The organism is Pelagovum pacificum (genome assembly GCF_016134045.1).
In the GTDB taxonomy this organism is placed as follows: Bacteria; Pseudomonadota; Alphaproteobacteria; order Rhodobacterales; family Rhodobacteraceae; genus Oceanicola; species Oceanicola pacificus_A.
Map to the genome: position 1 here is coordinate 3,414,145 of NZ_CP065915.1, position 19,538 is coordinate 3,433,682.

Annotated in this window: 22 protein-coding genes; 15 read left to right on the forward strand and 7 right to left on the reverse strand. The window is 65.7% G+C overall.

Annotation, left to right across the window (positions count from 1 at the left end; all coding sequences use genetic code 11):
* Window position 1 precedes the first annotated feature (1 nt).
* The gene (locus I8N54_RS16715; RefSeq protein WP_140196530.1) at window positions 2-1,471 is read right to left on the reverse strand and encodes an efflux RND transporter periplasmic adaptor subunit; all 1,470 of its coding nucleotides are present in this window, start codon (window positions 1,469-1,471) and stop codon (window positions 2-4) included.
* Window positions 1,472-1,685: 214 nt separating this feature from the next.
* On the opposite strand from I8N54_RS16715, the gene I8N54_RS16720 reads away from it, so the two are divergent.
* The 15 genes from I8N54_RS16720 to I8N54_RS16790 all read left to right on the forward strand — a co-directional run bounded on the left by I8N54_RS16720 (window position 1,686) and on the right by I8N54_RS16790 (window position 14,025).
* Window positions 1,686-2,549: a branched-chain amino acid aminotransferase gene (locus tag I8N54_RS16720; RefSeq protein ID WP_140196532.1), complete on the forward strand. Its 864-nt coding sequence runs from the start codon at window positions 1,686-1,688 to the stop codon at window positions 2,547-2,549.
* 62 nt (window positions 2,550-2,611) lie between these two features.
* Window positions 2,612-3,067 (forward strand): universal stress protein, encoded by a 456-nt coding sequence (locus I8N54_RS16725; RefSeq protein ID WP_140196534.1) that lies wholly within the window; start codon window positions 2,612-2,614, stop codon window positions 3,065-3,067.
* 370 nt (window positions 3,068-3,437) lie between these two features.
* Window positions 3,438-3,773 (forward strand): hypothetical protein, encoded by a 336-nt coding sequence (locus tag I8N54_RS16730; protein WP_140196536.1) that lies wholly within the window; start codon window positions 3,438-3,440, stop codon window positions 3,771-3,773.
* A 163-nt stretch (window positions 3,774-3,936) separates the two neighbouring features.
* Entirely contained in the window at window positions 3,937-4,497 is a 561-nt protein-coding gene (locus I8N54_RS16735; protein ID WP_140196537.1) for a NifU family protein, read from the forward strand.
* 77 nt (window positions 4,498-4,574) lie between these two features.
* Entirely contained in the window at window positions 4,575-5,123 is a 549-nt protein-coding gene (gene tsaB / locus I8N54_RS16740; protein WP_231592709.1) for a tRNA (adenosine(37)-N6)-threonylcarbamoyltransferase complex dimerization subunit type 1 TsaB, read from the forward strand.
* Window positions 5,120-5,524, forward strand: coding sequence for a GNAT family N-acetyltransferase (locus tag I8N54_RS16745; protein ID WP_140196539.1), 405 nt, complete (start codon window positions 5,120-5,122; stop codon window positions 5,522-5,524). Before tsaB ends, I8N54_RS16745 begins: the two co-directional genes overlap by 4 nt.
* A gap of 175 nt (window positions 5,525-5,699) precedes the next feature.
* Entirely contained in the window at window positions 5,700-6,695 is a 996-nt protein-coding gene (locus I8N54_RS16750; protein WP_140196541.1) for a BMP family lipoprotein, read from the forward strand.
* Window positions 6,696-6,766: 71 nt separating this feature from the next.
* Entirely contained in the window at window positions 6,767-8,356 is a 1,590-nt protein-coding gene (locus I8N54_RS16755; RefSeq protein ID WP_140196543.1) for an ABC transporter ATP-binding protein, read from the forward strand.
* Window positions 8,356-8,772, forward strand: coding sequence for a GFA family protein (locus I8N54_RS16760; RefSeq protein ID WP_140196545.1), 417 nt, complete (start codon window positions 8,356-8,358; stop codon window positions 8,770-8,772). The genes I8N54_RS16755 and I8N54_RS16760 overlap by 1 nt, the downstream gene beginning before the upstream one ends.
* Window position 8,773: 1 nt before the next feature.
* Window positions 8,774-9,904, forward strand: a complete 1,131-nt coding sequence (locus I8N54_RS16765; protein WP_140196547.1) for an ABC transporter permease — start codon at window positions 8,774-8,776, stop codon at window positions 9,902-9,904.
* The gene (locus tag I8N54_RS16770; protein ID WP_140196549.1) at window positions 9,901-10,533 is read left to right on the forward strand and encodes a LysE family translocator; all 633 of its coding nucleotides are present in this window, start codon (window positions 9,901-9,903) and stop codon (window positions 10,531-10,533) included. Before I8N54_RS16765 ends, I8N54_RS16770 begins: the two co-directional genes overlap by 4 nt.
* A 3-nt stretch (window positions 10,534-10,536) precedes the next feature.
* Window positions 10,537-11,505: an ABC transporter permease gene (locus I8N54_RS16775; RefSeq protein WP_140196551.1), complete on the forward strand. Its 969-nt coding sequence runs from the start codon at window positions 10,537-10,539 to the stop codon at window positions 11,503-11,505.
* The gene (locus tag I8N54_RS16780) at window positions 11,489-12,295 is read left to right on the forward strand and encodes a purine-nucleoside phosphorylase (RefSeq protein WP_140196553.1); all 807 of its coding nucleotides are present in this window, start codon (window positions 11,489-11,491) and stop codon (window positions 12,293-12,295) included. Before I8N54_RS16775 ends, I8N54_RS16780 begins: the two co-directional genes overlap by 17 nt.
* A gap of 60 nt (window positions 12,296-12,355) precedes the next feature.
* Window positions 12,356-13,273: a sulfite exporter TauE/SafE family protein gene (locus tag I8N54_RS16785; RefSeq protein ID WP_140196555.1), complete on the forward strand. Its 918-nt coding sequence runs from the start codon at window positions 12,356-12,358 to the stop codon at window positions 13,271-13,273.
* The gene (locus I8N54_RS16790) at window positions 13,270-14,025 is read left to right on the forward strand and encodes a TIGR02186 family protein (protein WP_140196556.1); all 756 of its coding nucleotides are present in this window, start codon (window positions 13,270-13,272) and stop codon (window positions 14,023-14,025) included. Before I8N54_RS16785 ends, I8N54_RS16790 begins: the two co-directional genes overlap by 4 nt.
* A 3-nt stretch (window positions 14,026-14,028) precedes the next feature.
* Here I8N54_RS16790 and I8N54_RS16795 read toward each other — a convergent pair whose 3' ends face one another.
* The 6 genes from I8N54_RS16795 to I8N54_RS16820 all read right to left on the reverse strand — a co-directional run bounded on the left by I8N54_RS16795 (window position 14,029) and on the right by I8N54_RS16820 (window position 19,478).
* Window positions 14,029-14,754 carry an SDR family oxidoreductase gene (locus I8N54_RS16795; protein ID WP_140196557.1) on the reverse strand — a complete coding sequence of 242 codons (726 nt, stop codon included), beginning with the start codon at window positions 14,752-14,754 and terminating at the stop codon, window positions 14,029-14,031.
* Window positions 14,751-16,277 carry an ATP-dependent DNA helicase gene (locus I8N54_RS16800; protein ID WP_140196558.1) on the reverse strand — a complete coding sequence of 509 codons (1,527 nt, stop codon included), beginning with the start codon at window positions 16,275-16,277 and terminating at the stop codon, window positions 14,751-14,753. The genes I8N54_RS16795 and I8N54_RS16800 overlap by 4 nt, the downstream gene beginning before the upstream one ends.
* 42 nt (window positions 16,278-16,319) lie before the next feature.
* Complete coding sequence (locus tag I8N54_RS16805) at window positions 16,320-16,955, reverse strand: acyl-homoserine-lactone synthase (RefSeq protein WP_140196559.1); 636 nt, start codon at window positions 16,953-16,955, stop codon at window positions 16,320-16,322.
* A 99-nt stretch (window positions 16,956-17,054) separates the two neighbouring features.
* Window positions 17,055-17,852 (reverse strand): helix-turn-helix transcriptional regulator, encoded by a 798-nt coding sequence (locus I8N54_RS16810; protein ID WP_408635314.1) that lies wholly within the window; start codon window positions 17,850-17,852, stop codon window positions 17,055-17,057.
* Window positions 17,800-18,009: a hypothetical protein gene (locus I8N54_RS16815; RefSeq protein ID WP_140196561.1), complete on the reverse strand. Its 210-nt coding sequence runs from the start codon at window positions 18,007-18,009 to the stop codon at window positions 17,800-17,802. Before I8N54_RS16815 ends, I8N54_RS16810 begins: the two co-directional genes overlap by 53 nt.
* A 146-nt stretch (window positions 18,010-18,155) precedes the next feature.
* Window positions 18,156-19,478, reverse strand: coding sequence for a 1-acyl-sn-glycerol-3-phosphate acyltransferase (locus I8N54_RS16820; protein WP_332872145.1), 1,323 nt, complete (start codon window positions 19,476-19,478; stop codon window positions 18,156-18,158).
* Between the last annotated feature and the right edge of the window lie 60 nt (window positions 19,479-19,538).

A 19,538-nucleotide genomic window follows, 5' to 3' on the forward strand; every position in this document is an offset into this window, starting at 1 on the left:
GTCAGCTCCCCATCCGGCGTTCGAGGCGGTCCACCATGTCGGCGGGCACGTCGTCACGCTCGAGCTCGGAAAGGATGCGAGTCTTCGCATCGTCCGGCATCTGCGCACCCTCGACGTAAGCGACGAGGCGGGCGCGCCGGTCGGGTTCGAGGCGGATCATCGCGGGCGTCGGGGTGACCGTGTCCGCCGCGGCGTCCGTCGTCGGCGGCAGGATCGGGTCCACCCGGATGCCGGCGCCAAGCAACGGGGAGCGCTGCGTGACGATCAAGGCGCCGTCGAGGTGCTCGCCCCGGATCAGCACGTCGTCGCCCTGCCTGCGGAGGAGATCGACCCCCACGACTTCGAGACGCTCTTCCTCGCCCACGACCAGCACGGTGCTGTCAGCGGCAATGGCCGTCGAGGGCACGCGCGCCACCTGTTCCAGTTCCGGCTCCGAAATCGTCACCGTCACGAAGTCCCCCGGCCGCAGGCCCGGTGTCTCGTCGAGGCTGGCGAACAGCAGTCGGCCCGTCTGACCTTCCGCGACGCTCGCACTCTCGCGGCTGATCGTGCCGGTCGCCGTCAGGTCGACCCCCGCCACATCGAGCGCGACGGTCACCGGCGCATCGCGCAGCCGGCCGTTCTCGTCCAGCAGGCGGGCATATTGTGAGGTCGAGACACGGAACGACACCTCGAGCCGGTCGGGATCGACCAATGTCGCGACGGCCTCGTTGGCGGCGACACGTCCACCTTCGACCACGGCGACGTCGGTCAGGGTGCCGGAAAAGGCGGCGTGCAGCTCGGTATCGGCGAGCGCGCGCTCCGCTTCGGCAACGTCGATCTCGGTCCGGTCGATGGTCGTCACCGCGAGGTCGATCCGTGCTTCGGCATTCGCCAGCGCCTGCCGGTTGGTGAGGACGGACGCCCGCGCCGAGGACAGCGCGAGTTCCGCTTCCTCGACGGCGGCGGCGGTGCCGACGCCCCGAGCGCTAAGGTCGTTCTGGCGGTTGAGCGCGGTTTCGCGCAACGTCCGCTGCTGCTCCGCCGCGGTAAGTTCATCCTCCGCCAGCGTCAGCGCCCGCTCCGCGTCGCGCAGTTCCGCCTCGGCATCGCGAAGGTCGGCGCGGGTCCGGGCGAGCGCGGCCTCAGTCTCGGCACGATCGACCTGAAGAAGCAGTTCGCCAGCTTCGACGGTGCCGCCCTCCACGAAGTTGTCGCTGGCTTCCGTCAGGACTCCGCCGACCGGCGTGCGCAGATCGAGCATCCGCTGACTGCGCAGTTCACCGAACACCTCGAGCTCCGGCTCTACCGTGCCGGCCTCGTAGGGAACGACATTGACCGACAGCACACGTTCACGCTGCTCGAAACTGCGCGGTTCTGCGGTCAGTCGCGTCTCGATCGCGTCGAACACCGTCCTCCCCGCGATTGCCACGAGCGCGATGGTCGCGGCCAGAAGAAAGATGCCGACAAGGCTGCGGCGCAGAAATCTCATTGATCGGATCCTTGAAGGGCTTCGGAAATTAGGACTGTTTTACTTGGAAAAGTCTACCGGCCACCGCCTTCAACGATCCGTGTACAGCTGTCCGTCGCAGGAATTCGTGACGCTTCGCCGAAAACTTTGACGATCGCGACCAGCTTTTCTGCAGCCGCAAACTGGACCTCCGACCACGGCAGGCCTAGCGTCGCGCCGAACTACGGAGAGAGACATGGCGACTGGCACCGATATCCGCACTTACTACGACGGACGCTGGCACGACGGGGACGTGATGATCATGCGCGCCGCCGACCACGGGTCCTGGCTCGGGTCGTCGGTGTTCGACGGCGCGCGGTCGGTGAACGGCCTGACCCCGGACCTCGAAGCGCACTGCGCTCGCGTGAACCGCTCTGCCGAGGCGCTCATGTTGAAACCACACGTACCGACAGAAAAGATGGTCGAGATCGTGCACGAGGGCCTCGCCGCCTATCCGAAGGACGTCGCCGTCTACATCCGTCCGATGTACTGGGGCATCGACGGCGGAATGAGCGCGATCGTACCCGGTGACGGACAGCCCGGCTTCGCGATCTCGCTGGAGGTCGTCCCGATGGCCGCCGCGACGGATGCGATCAAGGTGACGACCACGAAGTTCCGGCGTCCGGTGCTTGAGAGCGCCGTCGTCAACGCCAAGGCCGGGTGTCTCTACCCCAACAACGCGCGGATGCTGGTAGAGGCACGGTCGAAGGGCTTTCAGAACGCGCTCGTCGCGGACGCAATGGGCAACCTTGCAGAAAGCGCGACGGCGAACGTGTTCCTCGTCAAGGACGGGGAGGTCTTCACGCCGATCCCGAACGGGACGTTCCTCGCCGGGATCACGCGGGCGCGGCATATCTCGAACCTGCGCGCGGACGGCGTGAAGGTGCACGAAGTGGTGCTGAGCTTCGACGATGCCCGCAACGCCGACGAGATTTTCCTGTCGGGCAACATGAACAAGGTCACCCCGGTCACCGCGTTCGACGACATCAACTACCAGATGGGCCCGATCGCGCGCCGCACGCGCGAGCTCTACTGGGACTGGGCCGCCAGCGGGGCCTGACACACGCCATGCTTGCCGGGGCCGGTGCGGGGCGTCATGCTCCGCCTCAGGGGAGTCTACAGATGCGCAAGTTCCTGGTCGTCCTCGACGACAGCCGAGAGTGCCTGAACGCCATGCGCTTCGCCGCGATGCGGGCAGCGAAGTCGAAAGGCGGCGTCACCGTCATCTCGATCATACCGCCCGACGAGTTCAATCACTGGATCGGCGTCGGCGACATCATGCGGGCCGAAGCCCGCGAGCGGATCGAAGTCCACTTCGAGGTCTACGCCAAGTGGATGCGCGACCGGCAGAACGTCGATCCCGAGCTCGTCATCCGCGAGGGCGAAGTCGTGCCCGAGCTGCTCGACTACATAAAGGAAGACCCGCAGATCGGTGTCCTCGTGCTGGGCGCCTCCGCCGACAACAAGGGCCCCGGCCCACTGGTCAGCCAGCTCACCCGGAGCGCCGGAAGTCTGCCGATTCCGATCACAATCGTGCCCGGCGACATGTCCAAGGAAAAGCTCGAAGCCATCACCTGACGGGGGTCGAAGCTCCGTATGAAGGGGTCGAACCCCGATCCGACGGCAATTCCAAAACTGAACAGTTCAGTCTGCAAAAATGCGCAGCCTCTTTTTCGGGGTATGTAAAATGCTTCTGACCCTTCTGAACTGATCAGTTCAGTGCGCCGATCTGGCAGGTTCTGTGCGGTGGGGGACAGAAACCCGACCCCGGTCGGTAATTTTCGTTTTCAAGAGCCCCGACCCTCACCACAGACGACGATTTTTCGTGAGCTTCCAAGGCCTTCCCGAAACGGTCCAGGGACCCGATCTGTGTTCTCGTCGACGGCACGAACCGCTGTCGAGCCAAACACAAGACCGAAACCCAAATCTATCGAGAAGAGAAAATCACATGTCCAAGTACATCCTCTCCGCTGCCGTCATCGCCCTGACCACCGCTGGTGCCGCCTCGGCTGACAGCTACTTCACCTACCTCGGCACCCAGCAGCCGGGCAACGTTGTCGAACTCGGCACCGTCGTCTCCGAACTGCCGGGCTCGGTCGAACTGTTCGACTACCGCGGTGGTGAAGCCGGCGCCCTGATCGGCTCCACGGCCGTTGCCGCCGGTGCGAACTCCGACGTCCGCGTCCGCGTCAACACCGAGCCCCGCGCCGATGTGCTCGCCGTCCTGACCGCTGCTGACGGCACCGTCCTGAACGAGACGCGCGTCGACATCGACCGCAACTAATCTGATGTCTCGTTCCGTTGAACGGGCGGCCAACTCCCTGGCCGCCCGTTCGCGATTCCGGGCCTCCGACCCGGTGAATACATATCTGGAATGATTCTAATTACCCTTGACCGGAGTGGTCCGAACACGCATATGCTGACCCAACCCCGAGAGGAATGTAGCGATGTTCATCCAGACTGAATCCACGCCGAACCCCGCGACGCTGAAGTTCCTGCCCGGCCAGTCGGTTCTCGACACCGGAACGGCAGATTTCGCCTCTCCCGAGGCGGCCGCGACGTCGCCCCTCGCGAAGCGCGTCTTCGCTGTCGGCGGCGTGACCGGCGTGTTCTTCGGAACCGACTTCGTGACCGTCACGAAGGACGACGCGACCGAGTGGGACCACATCAAGCCCGCCATCCTCGGCGCGATCATGGAGCACTACCAGTCCGGTGCCCCCGTGGTGGAAGGTGCCGACGGCGCCACCGGCCACAAGGAGCATGTCGGCGAGGACACCGAGATCGTCAACCAGATCAAGGAACTGCTCGACACCCGCGTGCGGCCTGCCGTGGCGCAGGACGGTGGCGATATCACGTTCCACGGTTTCGATCGCGGAATCGTCTACCTGTTCATGCAGGGTGCCTGCGCCGGCTGCCCCTCCTCGACCCTCACCCTGAAGATGGGGATCGAGAACCTGCTGCGCCATTACATCCCCGAAGTGGTCGAGGTCCGGCCCGTCGCGGCCTGATCCGTGACCGCAGGACAGACCGATACCGGGCGCCGTCAGACCGGCGCCCGTTTCATGTCCGGCAGGCGCCTGTTCCCGTGATCCTAGCCTTCGACACCTCCGGCCCGTGGATCGCCGCCGCGCTCGGCACGCCCGGAGACTTCCGCGTGGTCGTCGAAGAGATGAGCCGTGGTCAGGGCGAACGGCTGCTGCCACTTCTTGAAGACCTGACCGGCGGTGACTGGAACAGAATCGAAAAGATCGGTGTCGGCGTCGGCCCCGGCAACTTCACCGGCATCCGCATTGCGGTCGCCGCCGCTCGGGGCCTTGCCTTGGGCCTCGGCAAGCCGGCGATCGGCATCGACGGGTTCGAGGCTTCGGCCCGTGCTGCCGGTCGCGGCGGTCCGGTCGCCCTGCCGGCGCCGCGCGGGATGGTACATCTCGGGGGTGGCGGTGGAGCCCCGCGCCTCGTGACCGAGGCGGAGGTTCCGAAAGATACGATCGGCGCCGCAAGTCCCCACGACCTGGTTCTGGCGATCGGAACACTCGCCGCCGAGCGGGCGCCGGGCCAACGGCCTGCACCGCTCTATGTCCGACCGGCGGACGCGGCGCCGCCCTCCGACCCGCCGCCGGTCATCCTGCCGTGACACCCGAGGACCTCGCCCGCCTGCACGCCGCCGCGTTCACGAACACCCGGGGCTGGTCGGCGGACGAGTTCGCCTCCCTCCTCGCATCGACTGGCGTCACGCTCTACGGCGACGACCGCGCGATCCTGCTTGTGCGGGAGATTGCCGGGGAAGCCGAGATCCTGACGATCGCGACAGCCCCGAACCATCGCCGAAAGGGTCTCGCCCGGTCACTGCTCGAGTCCTTTCATAGCGAAACGACCGCTCTGGAAGTTTTCCTCGAGGTCGCCGAGGACAACCATGCCGCGAAATCGCTCTACACCACGCTCGGATACACCGAAGCCGGACGTCGACGTGCCTACTATCACCGCATCGACGGTATGGCGGTCGACGCGCTTGTCTTTCGGCGTCGGGCGGAATGACGCACCGTCATCGCTCAAACCGGGTGCAATCGCCTGATCACAGGGCAACACGCTCGGAAAAAGCAGTTGACCCTCCCACGCACGCATTGCCTTATCCCTACATGATCCGGAAAGCCGGCTCAGGAATAACAGGGCGCCACGCAGCGCCCGAAATTAACCGACCTGGGAGACCTGAATGACTTTCATGCCCAAACTGCTCGGCGCCGCCGCAGCCCTGGCTCTGACCGCCGGAGGCGCGCTCGCCGACCCCGCGCTGATTTTTGACCTTGGTGGCAAGTTCGACAAATCCTTCAACGAATCCGCCTTCAACGGCGCACAGCGTTGGGCGGAAGAGACCGGCGGCTCCTACAACGAAGTCGAACTCCAGTCCGACGCTCAGCGTGAGCAGGCCCTGCGCCGCTTCGCCGAGAACGGCAACAACCCGATCGTGATGGCCGGCTTCTCCTTCTCCACGCCGCTCGCCGAAGTCGCGCCCGACTACCCGGACACGAACTTCGTCATCATCGACGGCGTGACCGAAGCGCCGAACGTGAAGTCGATCATTTTCTCCGAGCACGAAGGCTCCTACCTCGTCGGCATGCTCGCCGCGATGGCCTCCGAAACCGGCACCGTCGGCTTCGTCGGCGGCATGGATATCCCGCTGATCCGCAAGTTCGGCTGCGGCTACGCCCAGGGCGCCCTCGCCGCCAACCCCGACGCGACCGTGATCGCCAACATGACCGGCACCACGCCGGCCGCCTGGAACGACCCGGTCCGCGGCTCCGAACTGACGCTGGCCCAGATCGGCCAGGGTGCTGACGTCGTCTTCGCCGCCGCCGGCGGCACGGGTGTCGGCGTTCTTCAGACCGCTGCCGACGAAGACATCTACGGCATCGGCGTCGACGCCAACCAGAACTACCTGCACCCGGGCCAGATCCTGACCTCCATGACCAAGCGCGTGGACAATGCCGTCTACGACGCCTTCATGGCGGGCGAGGACATCGAAACCGGCCTCACCGTTCTCGGCGTTGCCGAGGAAGGCGTCGGCGCGGCGGTGGACGAGTACAACGAAGAGCTCATCACCGAAGATATGTCGGCCGCTCTCGAAGAAGCGCGCGCCGGTATCGCCTCGGGTGAAATCGAGGTGCACGACTACACCTCGGACGAGACCTGCCCGGCCGTCGATTTCTGATCCGACCCACCGGCACGTTTACGGGGCCGCGCTGCTTGTAGCGGCGCGGCCCTTTCCATGAAGGGCGCAACATGACCGATACCCCCGCGATCGAACTGAAGGGCATCTCCAAGTCCTTCGGGCCAGTTCAGGCAAACAAGGACATCTCGATCCGCGTGATGCCCGGCACGATCCACGGGATCATCGGCGAGAACGGCGCCGGCAAGTCGACCCTGATGTCGATCCTCTACGGCTTCTACAAGGCCGACTCCGGCGAGATCTTCATCAACGGCAACAAGACCGAGATCCCCGACAGCCAGGCCGCGATCAGCGCCGGCATCGGCATGGTCTTCCAGCACTTCAAGCTGGTCCAGAATTTCACTGTCCTCGAGAATATCGTGCTCGGCGCAGAGGACAGCGCCCTGCTCGGCCCCTCGCTCTCCCGCGCGCGAAAAGAGTTGCAGAAGCTGGCCGAGGAGTACGAGCTGAACGTCGATCCGGACGCTGTGATCGACGACATCGGCGTCGGCATGCAGCAGCGCGTCGAGATCCTGAAAGCGCTCTATCGCGGCGCCGACATCCTGATCCTCGACGAGCCGACCGGCGTGCTCACCCCGGCCGAGGCGGACCACCTGTTCCGCATCCTCGAAGGGCTGAAGCGCGAGGGTAAGACAATCATCCTCATCACGCACAAGCTGCGCGAGATCATGGAGATCACCGATACCGTCTCCGTCATGCGGCGGGGCGAGATGACGGCCACCGTCAAGACGGCCGAGACCTCCCCGCCCGAACTGGCGGAGCTGATGGTCGGCCGCAAGGTGCTGCTGCGCGTCGACAAAACGCCGGCGAAACCCGGCGAGAAGATCGTCGAGGTCAGGGATCTGAACGTCACCGACGACAAGGGCGTTCACCGCGTGAAGGGCGTCAGCTTCGAGATCCACGCGGGCGAGATCCTCGGCATTGCCGGGGTCGCCGGCAACGGCCAATCCGAGCTCCTCGAAGTGCTCGGCGGCTACGAAATTGCCACTGGCACCGTTATGATCCGGGGCGAGGAGATCGACCTCACCGGGTCGAAGTCCGATGGCCGCTCGCGCCGTCTGCGCGGCATTTCCCACGTTCCCGAGGACCGCCAGCGCGAGGGTCTCATCATGGATTACCATGCGTGGGAAAACGTCGCCTTCGGCTACCACTACGACAAGAAATACGGCGCCGGCCCCTTCATGAACCATAAGGCGATCCGTGAGGATACCGAGGGCAAGATGAAGCGTTTCGACGTGCGCCCGCCCGACCCCTCGCTCGCCGCGAAGAGCTTTTCCGGCGGCAACCAGCAGAAGATCGTCCTTGCCCGCGAGATCGAGCGCGACCCCGACCTGCTGCTGGTCGGCCAACCGACGCGCGGCGTCGACATCGGCGCGATCGAGTTCATCCACCAGGAAATCGTGCGGCTGCGCGACAAGGGCAAGGCGATCCTTCTCGTCTCGGTCGAGCTGGACGAGATCCTCGGCCTCTCCGACCGGATTGCCGTCATGTTCGACGGCAAGATCATGGGGGAACGCCTTCCGTCCGAAACCGACGAACGCGAGCTTGGCCTGCTGATGGCCGGGATCACCGACACCAAGGGCGCGCACGGCTACGAAGAAGTCGAAGACCACCTCGCGGAAAGCCACGGGGACGTCCGCTGATGGCGGCGAAGCTCAAGGGACAATGCTACTGCCGCGCGGTGACCTACGAGGTCGAGGACGCCTTTCGGTACGCCATGATTTGCCACTGCAAGGATTGCCAGCGGACGACCGGTTCGGTGAACAAGCCCTTCGGCGGCGTGCCGGTCGCGGAGTTCGAGGTGACCGAGGGCAAGGGTGCCCTCGCCGTCTACGGTGACGCCAGGAACCACAACGCGTTCTGCGGGCACTGCGGCTCGCTCCTCTACTCGCTGGTGCGGGACGGGGAGTGGGTGCACGTGACCTACGGCACGCTTCTCGACACACCGTCGCAATTGCCGACGGACCATATCTTTGCCCGGTCGCGGGCAGCGTGGGAGGTCATCGGCGACGACCTGCCGCAACACGACACTTTCCCCGGAGCGGAGGCGCGAGACTGACATGCAGAAGATGCCGCAATGGGCGGATGTCATCCTCATCCCGCTGATTTCCCTGATCCTGGCCGCCCTGCTGTCGGCGGTCGTCATCCTCGCCATCGGCGAGAGCCCGATCGAGGCGCTGAACCTGATGGTCTCCGGCGCGCTCGGCTCGACCTATGGCTGGGGCTACACGCTCTACTACGCGACGAACTTCATGTTCACGGGGCTCTGCGTCGCGATCGCCTTCCATGCACGGATGTTCAATATCGGTGGTGAGGGGCAGGCCCTGCTCGGCGGGCTCGGCGTCGCGCTGGCGCTGCTTTACGTCCCGTGGCCGCACTGGACCATCGCCCTGATCGCCGCGATCCTCGCCGCTGGCGCGTTCGGCGCAGCGTGGGCCGCGATTCCGGCCTACTTGCAGGCCAAGCGCGGCAGTCACATCGTCATCACGACGATCATGTTCAACTTCATCGCCGCCGCGCTGCTGAACTACGCACTTGTCGGGCCGCTGAAGGCGCCGGGACAGGAGCCCGCGACCTCGAGCTTCCCGGAGAACGCGCACCTTCCGACGCTCGGTGACATCTTCGGACTGGTCGGCATCGAATGGTCGCAGGCCGCGCCCGCCAACATCACCCTGTTCGTGGCGATCGCTGCCTGTATCGGGCTCTGGCTCCTAATCTGGCGCACCCGGCTCGGCTACGAGATCCGGGCCTTCGGCTATTCGGAGCCGGCGGCCAAGTATGCCGGCATCTCGCCGACCAAGATCATCATGGTCTCAATGCTGATCTCCGGCGCGCTGGCCGGCTGCATGGCGATCAACAACGTTCAGGGCGAGGCAGAGCGCCTTGTCCTCAATGCAGCCGAGGGCGCGGGCTTCATCGGTATCGCCGTGGCCCTCATGGGCCGCAGCCATCCGTTCGGCGTTTTCCTCGCCGCGATCCTGTTCGGTTTCCTCTACCAGGGGGGCGCGGAGCTGGCGCTCTGGATGAACATCCAGCGAGAACTTATCGTCGTGATCCAGGCGCTCGTGATCCTGTTCACCGGCGCTCTGGACAACATGATCCGCATGCCGCTCGAGAAGTTCTTTGTCGCGATCAGTCGCCGTCCGCCGGGACCGGACCGCAAGTCGACCAGCGCGGAGGCGGCGGAATGATCGACGACCTGCCGAATCTGCTGATCGCCTGGGGCATCCAGCTTACCGGCGTGCTGTCGCCGGGACCCGCTGTCGCGATGCTGCTCGGCATCAGCGCGACACGGGGCCGGGCCCCGGCCCTCTGGACCTGTGTCGGAATCGGCATGGGCGCGATGCTGATCGCCGTCCTGACCGTCTTCGGCTTCGCCACCATCCTCGCCGAATGGCGTGCGGCGATGGTCGCGGTCAAGATCATCGGCGCCGGCTACCTCGCGTGGCTGGCATGGGGTGCATTCCGCAAGGCGCTCAGTCCGCCGCCCCCGCCGAGCGTCGCGACAACGGAGCTCGCCGGCGGCACGCTGTCCCGGATCGGGGCGGGCTTCCTGTTCCAGATCGGCAACCCGAAGGCGATCTTCTTCTGGATTGCCGTCGCCGCTGTCGGCAGCCTGCAGACCATCTCGGCCGCGTCGGTCGCGCTGTTCCTCGCCGGGGCCTTCACGATTTCCTTCCTCGGGCACGGGGGCTGGGCGCTGGTCCTGTCCTCCGCCCCGTTCCGCGCGCTCTACACCCGCGCGCGACGCGGCGTGGAAGCGACGCTCGGCGTCTTCTTCGCCTTCGCAAGTTTCAAGATTCTGACGACGAGGACCTGACCCATGGATTTCATCACCGTCATCCAGATCCTCGATTCCACGATCCGGCTCGCCACGCCGCTGCTGCTGGCCTGTCTCGCCGGGCTCTTCTCGGAACGCGCGGGCATCTTCGACATCGGGCTCGAGGGCAAGATGCTGGCCGCCGCCTTCCTGTCAGGGGCCGTGGCCTACACCAGCGGGAACGTCTGGCTCGGCATGCTGGCCGGTATCGCCGCCTCCATGATCCTCTCCGCAGTGCACGGCATCGCGTCGATCACCTTCCGGGGCAATCAGCTGATCTCGGGGGTGGCGATCAACTTCCTCGCGCAGGGGCTGACCGTCGTCGTGGCCCAAAGCTGGTTCGCACAGGGCGGGAGGACGCCGTCGCTGTCGGGCAACGGTCGTTTCAACGGGATCACCCTGCCTGGCGCGAACGCGATCGAAAGCACGCCGATCATCGGACCGATCTACGAAGAGCTGATCTCGGGCCATACGATCATCGTCTACCTCGCTGTGCTGTTCGTGCCCCTGACCTACTGGGTCCTGTTCAAGACCCGTTTCGGCCTGCGCCTGCGCGCCGTGGGCGAGAACCCCGCCGCCGTCGACACCGCCGGCGTTTCGGTCGTCGGCATGCGCTTCGCCGCCGTCGGCATCTGCGGCGTGCTCTGCGGGATCGCCGGCGCCTACCTCGCCACCGCGCTGCAGGCCGGCTTCGTGAAGGACATGACCGCGGGCCGGGGCTACATCGCGCTCGCCGCGCTGATCTTTGCCAAGTGGCGGCCATGGTACGCGCTTGGCGCGTGCCTGCTGTTCGGCTTCCTGCAGGCACTGGCCCTGCGCCCCGACGTGTTCGAGCTGACCATCGGCTTCCGGGTGCAGACCCAGCTGCTCGACGCGCTGCCCTACATCCTGACCGTGATCGTGCTGGCCGGCTTCGTCGGCAAGGCGATCCCCCCACGCGCCGGAGGAGAGCCCTATGTCAAGGAGCGCTGAGCTCGCCACACTGATCCGCGCCCGCGCAGGGGCCGAGCCGCCAAAGGTCGCTCTGATCCTCGGCTCGGGGCTCGGCCACCTCGCCGAGTCGGTCGAGGGGACCGCGATCCCTTACAGCGAGCTTGACGGCTTTCCACATGCAGGCGTGTCGGGCCACAACCCGAACCTCGTGATCGGTGACCTGGAGGGCGTGCGCGTCGCCGTGCTTGGCGGTCGATCGCACTACTACGAACACGGCAAACCGGACGCGATGCGTCTGCCGCTCGAAACGCTGGCGGAGCTCGGGGCCGAGACGCTGATCGCGACGAACGCCGCCGGCTCCCTCGATCCCGAGATGCCGACCGGCTCGATCATGTGCCTGACGGACCACATCAACTTCTCCGGCCTCAACCCGCTGATCGGAGAGCCGACGGACCGCCGCTTCGTGCCAATGATGGACGCCTACGATCCCGACATCCGTGAAGCCCTGCGAGAGGCCGCCACAACGACCGGCACCGAGATGCACAAGGGCATCTACGCGTGGTATTCCGGCCCCTCCTTCGAAACCCCGGCCGAGATCCGGGCGATCCGGATGCTCGGCGCGGACGCCGTGGGCATGTCGACGGTGCCCGAGGTCATCCTTGGCCGGTTCCTCGGCCTGAAGTGCGGCGCGGTTTCGACGATCACCAACATGGCCGCCGGCATGTCGGACGAGAAGATCAGCCACGAGCACACGAAGCAGATGGCCCCGCTCGGCGCCGCCAAGCTCGAGACCGTGTTGAGGGCCGCGCTGCCAAAGATCGCCGCCTGATCGCGACACATTTTCACCGGCTCCGTTGCAGAGCCTTTCGCCGCGGTGCAACGTAGCGCCATGCAGATCTACCTCCCCATCGCAGAGGTTTCGGTCAACGCGTTCCTGCTTCTCGGGATCGGCGGGCTGGTCGGCATACTGTCTGGCCTCTTCGGGGTGGGCGGCGGCTTCCTCATCACGCCGCTGCTGTTCTTCGCCGGCATTCCACCGGCCGTCGCCGTAGCGACGTCGGCGAACCAGATCGTCGCCTCGTCAGTGTCGGCGGTCCTCGCGCACATCAGGCGACGGACGGTGGATTTCCGAATGGGGACGGTTCTCCTGCTCGGCGGCCTCGCCGGGTCGGCCTGCGGCGTGGTCGTGTTCAACTACATGCGCTCGCTCGGCCAGATCGACCTGTTCGTGTCGCTCTGCTACGTCGTCTTCCTCGGCGCGATCGGCGGGCTGATGTTCGTCGAGAGCCTGCGCGCGCTACGCCGCTCCCGTCGTCCGGGGGCCCTGCCAAAGCGGCGCAAGCACGGCCTGGTTCACACGCTGCCTTTGAAGATGAAATTCCGGATCTCGGGGCTCTACATCTCGGCGATTCCGCCGATTGTGGTCGGCTTCTCGGTCGGTGTTCTGTCGGCGGTGATGGGTGTCGGGGGCGGCTTCATCATGGTGCCCGCGATGATCTACCTGCTCGGGATGCCGACCAAGGTCGTCATCGGCACATCGCTGTTCCAGATCATATTCGTCACGGCATTCACCACGCTCCTGCACGCGACGACCAACCACACCGTCGACATGGCGCTCGCCGTGCTGCTGCTGGTCGGTGGCGTCGTCGGCGCGCAGTTCGGCAGCCGCATCGGGGCACGGATGCGGGCGGAACAACTCCGCATTCTCCTGGCGCTTCTGGTGCTGGCAGTCTGTTTCAAGCTGGGGCTCGACCTCGTCCTGACCCCGACGGAGATCTACTCGCTTGACCCCGAGGGAATCGGATGATCCGGGCGCTGATCCTCTTCCTGATGCTCGGCACGGCGAGCGCGGCGGAGACCGTCGTCCTCGGACTGTCGCGCAACGAGGTCGCGATCACCGCGACCTTCGACGGCTCGGAGATCCTGATCTTCGGTGCCGTGCGGCGCGAGCAGCCGATCCCCGACGACTCGCCATTGCATGTCATCATCACCGTCGCCGGCCCGTCCGAGCCTCTGGTGATCCGCCGCAAGGACCGCGTCGCCGGTATCTGGATCAACACCGAAGGGATGGAGATCGACTCCGCCCCGTCCTTCTACGCGATCTCGACCACCGGACCGCTGCACGACGTGGTCAGCTGGACGGAGGACCTCCGGCACCATATCTCGATCCCCCGCTCCATTCGCGCCGTGGGAGCGACGGAGGGCATCACCGAGCCGCAGAAGTTCCGCGAGGCCCTGATCCGCATCCGCACCCGCGACGGGGCCTACCAGCTGCGTGAGGGGACGATCGACCTGGAAGAGGAAACGCTCTTCAACACGTCGGTTCGGCTGCCCGCCAACCTGACCGAGGGCAACTATACGACGCGCATCTTCCTCGCCCGGAATGGGGAGGTCATCGACGACTACGAAGCGGTGATCGCGGTGCAGAAGGTGGGGCTAGAGCGCTGGCTCTATGCCCTCTCCATCGAACAGCCGTTGATTTACGGGCTTCTGTCGCTCGTCATCGCGATCGCCGCCGGCTGGGGCGCGTCGGCCGTATTCCGCGCGTTCCAGAGGTAGCCGTCAGCCGCGTCCGATCAGCGGCATCTTGGTGGCCATAATAGTCTGGAACAGCACGTTCGCCGACAGGGGCAATTCCGCCATCGCCAGCACGGCATCCGCGACATGGCGCACCTCCATCGTCGGCGGCACCTCGCGGCCCGCTTCGAGTTCGCGCGCCTTGAGCGTGGCGACCATCTCCGTCTCGGCATTGCCGATGTCGATCTGACCCGCCGCAATATCGAACGGACGTCCGTCCAGCGACAGGCTCTTCGTCAGGCCGGTGACGCCGTGCTTGGTCGCCGTGTAGGTGACGGAGCCCTCTCTCGGACGATCGGCCGATACCGAACCGTTGTTCACGATCCGCCCGCCCTGCGGCGACTGGTGGCGCATCTGCCCGAATGCGGCGCGGGCGCAGAGGAACATGCCCGTCAGGTTCACCGCCACCGCCTTGTTCCAGTTCTCGACAGACACTTCGTCGATCGGCGCGGCGGGCGTGAAGATGCCGGCGTTGTTGAACAGGAAGTCGAGCGGCGCGCCGCCCTCACCGAACGAGGCGAAGGCGGCCTCGACGTCTTCGGGCGAGGTCACGTCGCAGGGCAGCACAACCGCGTCCCGGCCCTCGGCCACCTCCTCCAGCAGCTCACGACGCCGCGCGACGAGGCCGACCGTCCAGCCCGCCTCCATCAGCCGCTCCGCCACAGCGCGGCCGATGCCGCCGCTCGCCCCAGTCACGATCGCTCGTTTCATTCACTCTCTCCCGTCAATTCCAATGGCGAAGGCGGCGCGGTCAGGTCCGCCGTGCCGAGCGGTGCCGTCGGCCGGCCAAGGCGGTTGCGCACGACCCAGCGAAGCTCCCGCTCCGCCCGCGTGACGGCGACGTAGGCCAGCCGTTTCCACAGCGGCTGTCCCGCCTCCACACGTCCCATCCGGCTTGCCGCGTAGATATCCGGCGCGAAGACCTGCACCGTGTCCCATTGCGAGCCCTGCGCCTTGTGGATCGTGACCGCCGCGCCGTGCAGGAACGTGGCCCCCATCGTTGCGGCGAAGGGGATGAAGGGCTCTTCCTCGCCTTCCCGCTCGATCTTCACGATGGACGCGGCAGAGACCTGCGGCTCTTCCGCGCCGACCACGTGAAGGCGCGAGAAGCCGGGCCGCCGACCGGGACCCAGGTAGACGACCTGCGCCCCCTTGATGAGGCCGCGCGCCTCTAGGTCGAGCCGTTTCTTGCGATGTTTCAGCGGGAGTTCCAGCCCGTCGCAGATCAGCGGCTCGCCCGGGATCAGCTCGTCTTCCGGCGCGCCGACGGCGTTGCGGAAGGCATGGATCAGGCGGATGCGCGTGGCATTGCGCCAGACGAGAACGGGGGAGCGCGACATCAGGTCCGCCTCGACCCGCTGCGCCCAGACCACGCGTTCGTCCTTCTGGGAAGCTTCTTCGACCATTCGCTCGAAGGCGTAGAAGTCGACCTGTGGGTCGGCGAGCGCATGCGCGAGGTCGAGGATCGGGTTGTCCGCCGCCTGCCGGTGCACGCGGCTGAGCTCCCGCCGCCGCCCCTCGGGCAGGCTGTCGAACACCATGTCACCGTTGCTCTGGACGGGAGGAAGCTGCGCGGGATCGCCGAAGAGCAGCAGTGTGGGGAAGATCTCTTTCAGGTCCTCGAACTGCTTCTGGTCGAGCATCGAGGTCTCGTCGACGAAGCCGATGTCGAGCGGCTCTTCCCGGCGTTTCCAGCCGGTGATGAAGTCCGAGCCCCGCAAGCCTGCTGCCGCAAGCGCCGCAGGGACGGACGCATGGGACTGGTAGGACGCCCACGCCCGGTCGAGCGCGATGTCGGTCAGCCCCTCGATCTCCGGGCGTTCGCCGTTCCCGGCCAGCCACTCGGCGACCTTCTCGTATTCCGGGTCGTAGACCGGGGTGTAGAGGATGCGGTGGATCGTCGTGGCGGGCACGCCGCGCATCCGCAGGACGCTCGCCGCCTTGTTCGTTGGGGCGAGGATCGCCAGCGTGCGGCGGTCCTTGCGTTTGCGCCCTTCCCAATCGCCTGAGACGACGTCGACACCCAGCCCTTTAAGCGCGCGGTATAGCTCCGCCAGCAGCAGTGTCTTGCCGGACCCGGCTTTGCCGACGACGGCCAGCACGTTCTCCGCCCCCTCACGCGGCGGCTGTAGTGTCTCATCCTCGAGTGAGACACCGGAGCTTTGCAGCGCTTCGGAGATCGTGTCCCAGGCCGTCGCCTGGTCGTCGGAAAACTGGATGACGGGCACGTTCATGGCCGGACCCTACCCCTGCTTGGAAACAGGGGCCAGCAGGGATCAGGCGGCCACGACCTCTGCCGGGCGGATCGGGCCGAACGACGCGTCGAACCACGATTTCGATTGCTGGGGGCTGAGGCCGGCGCGGCGGAACACGCGGTCCGGGTTGGCCTGCTCATGCGCCCAGAGGCCGACGCTGATCCGCTCCACCCCCACACCATCGCTGCCGAGGACTTCCGGCGGGGCACCGATCAACCGGTAGATACGCACCATGCGCGCATCGAAAACGCCGACGAGATGCGTCAGACCGAACCCCTTCATGATCTCGCCGCAGGCCGCCATCAGCCCGGCCGCAACCTTGCCGTCGGCTGTCGCCGACAGGCAGAAGCGCGTACATTCCCAGATCAGGGGGGAGCGGATCTCGACACCCTCGGACAAGTGGATGAAATGTTCGTTTACCATGGTCCGTCCCGTCGTCGGCAGGAACCGCATGGAGCCACCGTGACGGCCATCGGACTGTTCCCGGATGACGTAGAGCGGGTTCAGATCGTCGTACTCGTCCCGCTCGTGTCCTTGCGCATCGACCGAAACATCCCAGCCGAGCCGGTCCGCGAACTGTGCCGCCCGGTCGCGGAACATGGTGTCCCGCAGCAGCGGAAACCAGTCGAGTTCGTGTCCGTAGATGTATCGCAGCATGTCCCGCATCCTCCGTCCTGTCGCGTGGTGAGACGGACGCTAGGAGCGAGTTACTGAACCTTCGGAAACGCGGCGTTCGATGGTTAACGATTGCTCACCTCAGCGCACGCTGGCCTTGCGGTCGACGTCAGCCTCTTCCAGCCCAGGCCAGCCACCCTGGGCGGACCGCGCCGCGCCGCCGGTCACGACAATCCCGTCGGACACGGCTTTCGCGACCGCGTGCGTCGTGTTGGCCGCGCCGAGCTTGAAGCGGGCGCTTTCGATGTAGGCCCGCAACGTATGTTCCGAAATCGACAGCATTTCAGCGACCTGCCCCCGGCCGTAGCCCATGGCGAGGAAGGTGAGCGCGTCGGTCTCACGCGGCGAAAGCGATTTCGCCGCCTCGGGCGCGCGCTTGCCGGCGAGTTCCAGCGCCTTCTGATTGAAGAAGTGGGCGATCAGGATCATGTCGCGCTGGTGCTTCTGGGTGAACTCGAACCAGCTGTCGTCGTCGGTCGAGTGCGAGAGCGAGAACAGGGCGAATTGCCCGTTCGGGCCCCGGATCGGGATGGAATATCCCTGATTGCCGACACCGTGGCTCAAGGAATCCGACTGGAATGCCCGCGCCGCCTTTCCCGTCCAGTCGAGCCTCTTCCAGTCAACGGGGTGAAAGCGCTGGTAACATCCGATGATTACGGGATCGATCCGCAGGTAATCCTCGACCACGTATCGGATGCACCATTCACGCGAATAGGTCCCGCATCCGTATTGTTGGCCATCGGCGCTGACCCAGTGATAGACGCAGTGATCTATCCCGTAATGGTCGCGCACCAGCGCGGCGATTTCCTGAAGCTGGTCAAGCCTGTCAGCTTTCTGCAGCCTTTCCAAAACGAATTCGAGACTTTGAACCATCACCATATACCGCGAAGGGTGCCTCAAGCCGTGCTGCGGTGATGAGTTCCGCCGCCGCAACGGTCGAGGTCGTTTCCAGCTGTTGCGCAAGCCGGTGCATGTCGTTGGCGTCCGCGAACGCCTTCAGATCGGCCAGCACGTCAAGGATCCACTTGTTTCCCATGGACCACCCTCATTGGTAGAAGTTAACGTTATATTACCAACTCAGGGTAGCACTCGCGGTTTTCGTGAACCATTCGCCGTTTCTATCCCCCCAAAAATAGCGGGGGTCGCATCGGACAAGTCCCTGAGTTCACAGAATGCGATCTGTCAGTCGCCTGTGAAATGGTGCTCGATCGTTCGGGCGTAGAAACGAACAATTTGCTCGCCACCGTCCGCGACCTCTCCGTCGCCGGAAACCACTTTCCGGCTGGTGAGACGCTCCATCCCGCGTCGGGCGACCTCTTCGCCGTTTCCCGCGGCCCTCGGGATACCCCCGGCATCGAGCCTCTCCAGCGCGGCTTCGACATGACGGGCGATCTCTTCCCCGCGTGCTCCGGCCAGGATCGCGCGCGCGACGAGCGGCACCGGTGGCGCGGGCATCCCGCTGTCGAGCCGCCTCATCAACTGCCCGCCGACCTGCTCCACGCTGCGATCCCCGATCTCCGACAGGGACAGTGGCGCGCCGAAGCTGACGCCGGCCTGGCCGAATTTCTGAAACCGGCGGGTCACCCGCAGCCAAGCGTGGTGCAGCAAGACGCCGACCACCTTGATCGGCGACACGCCAAAGCGCCGTTCGCCCCGTGCGCCGGCCGCGATCAGCACCCGGTCCTCGAGCACGCGGTCGTAGTTGATCGAGACCGGCACGAACACGACTTCGCGCCCGTCCGGGTCGTAGCCATCGAGGATGTAGCTCAACAGACCCAGCTTCGGCTCCGCCAGTCGCCCGTCGAGGCTGAGGCCCCCTTCCGGGAAGAAGGCCTGCGTCACGCCTCCGTCCCGCGCCATCTGAACGTAGCGCGCCAGTACCTTGCGATAGAGCGCGGTGCGCGACCGGCGCCGGATGAAGAACGCCCCCATCGCCCGGATCATCGCCGACAGCGGCCAGATCCGCGCCCATTCGCCCACCGCATAGGACAGCGACGTCGTGCCGCTGACCAAGTATGTCACCAGCACGTAGTCCATGTTGCTGCGATGGTTGATGACGAAGACGACCGTCGCGTCCTTCGGCACCGCGTTCAGCGCGTCGTCGCCGTACCGCGCGATCCGCACATTGTAGAGCGACCGCGCCAGCCACCGCGCGGCGCGCGTGCCGATGGCGAAATAGGCCGTGGCGGAGAAGGCTGGTACAATCTCCCGAGCGTAGCGGCGGGCTGTCTCGAACGCGACGTTCTCCGGTACGCCGTTTTCGCGCGCATGCTCGGCGATGGCGAGCGAGACCTCGGGGTCGTAGATCAGCCGCTGGATCATGTCGAAGCGCCGGGCCAGCTTGAACGGCTCGATCGGACGCTCGAGCCGGCTGTTGAGGCGGGCAACGAAATACTCCGCCCATTTGCGAAAGAACCAGCGGACCGACGGGATCAGGAAGTGGGACGCGAAGGTGATCGCCGCGAAAAGCAGGATCAAGATGAAAAGCCAGAGTGGCAGCGTCACGTCAGAGTTCATTGCCGGACGCTGGCAGGGTTTTTCTCAACAGTAAATGCACCTTAGAGG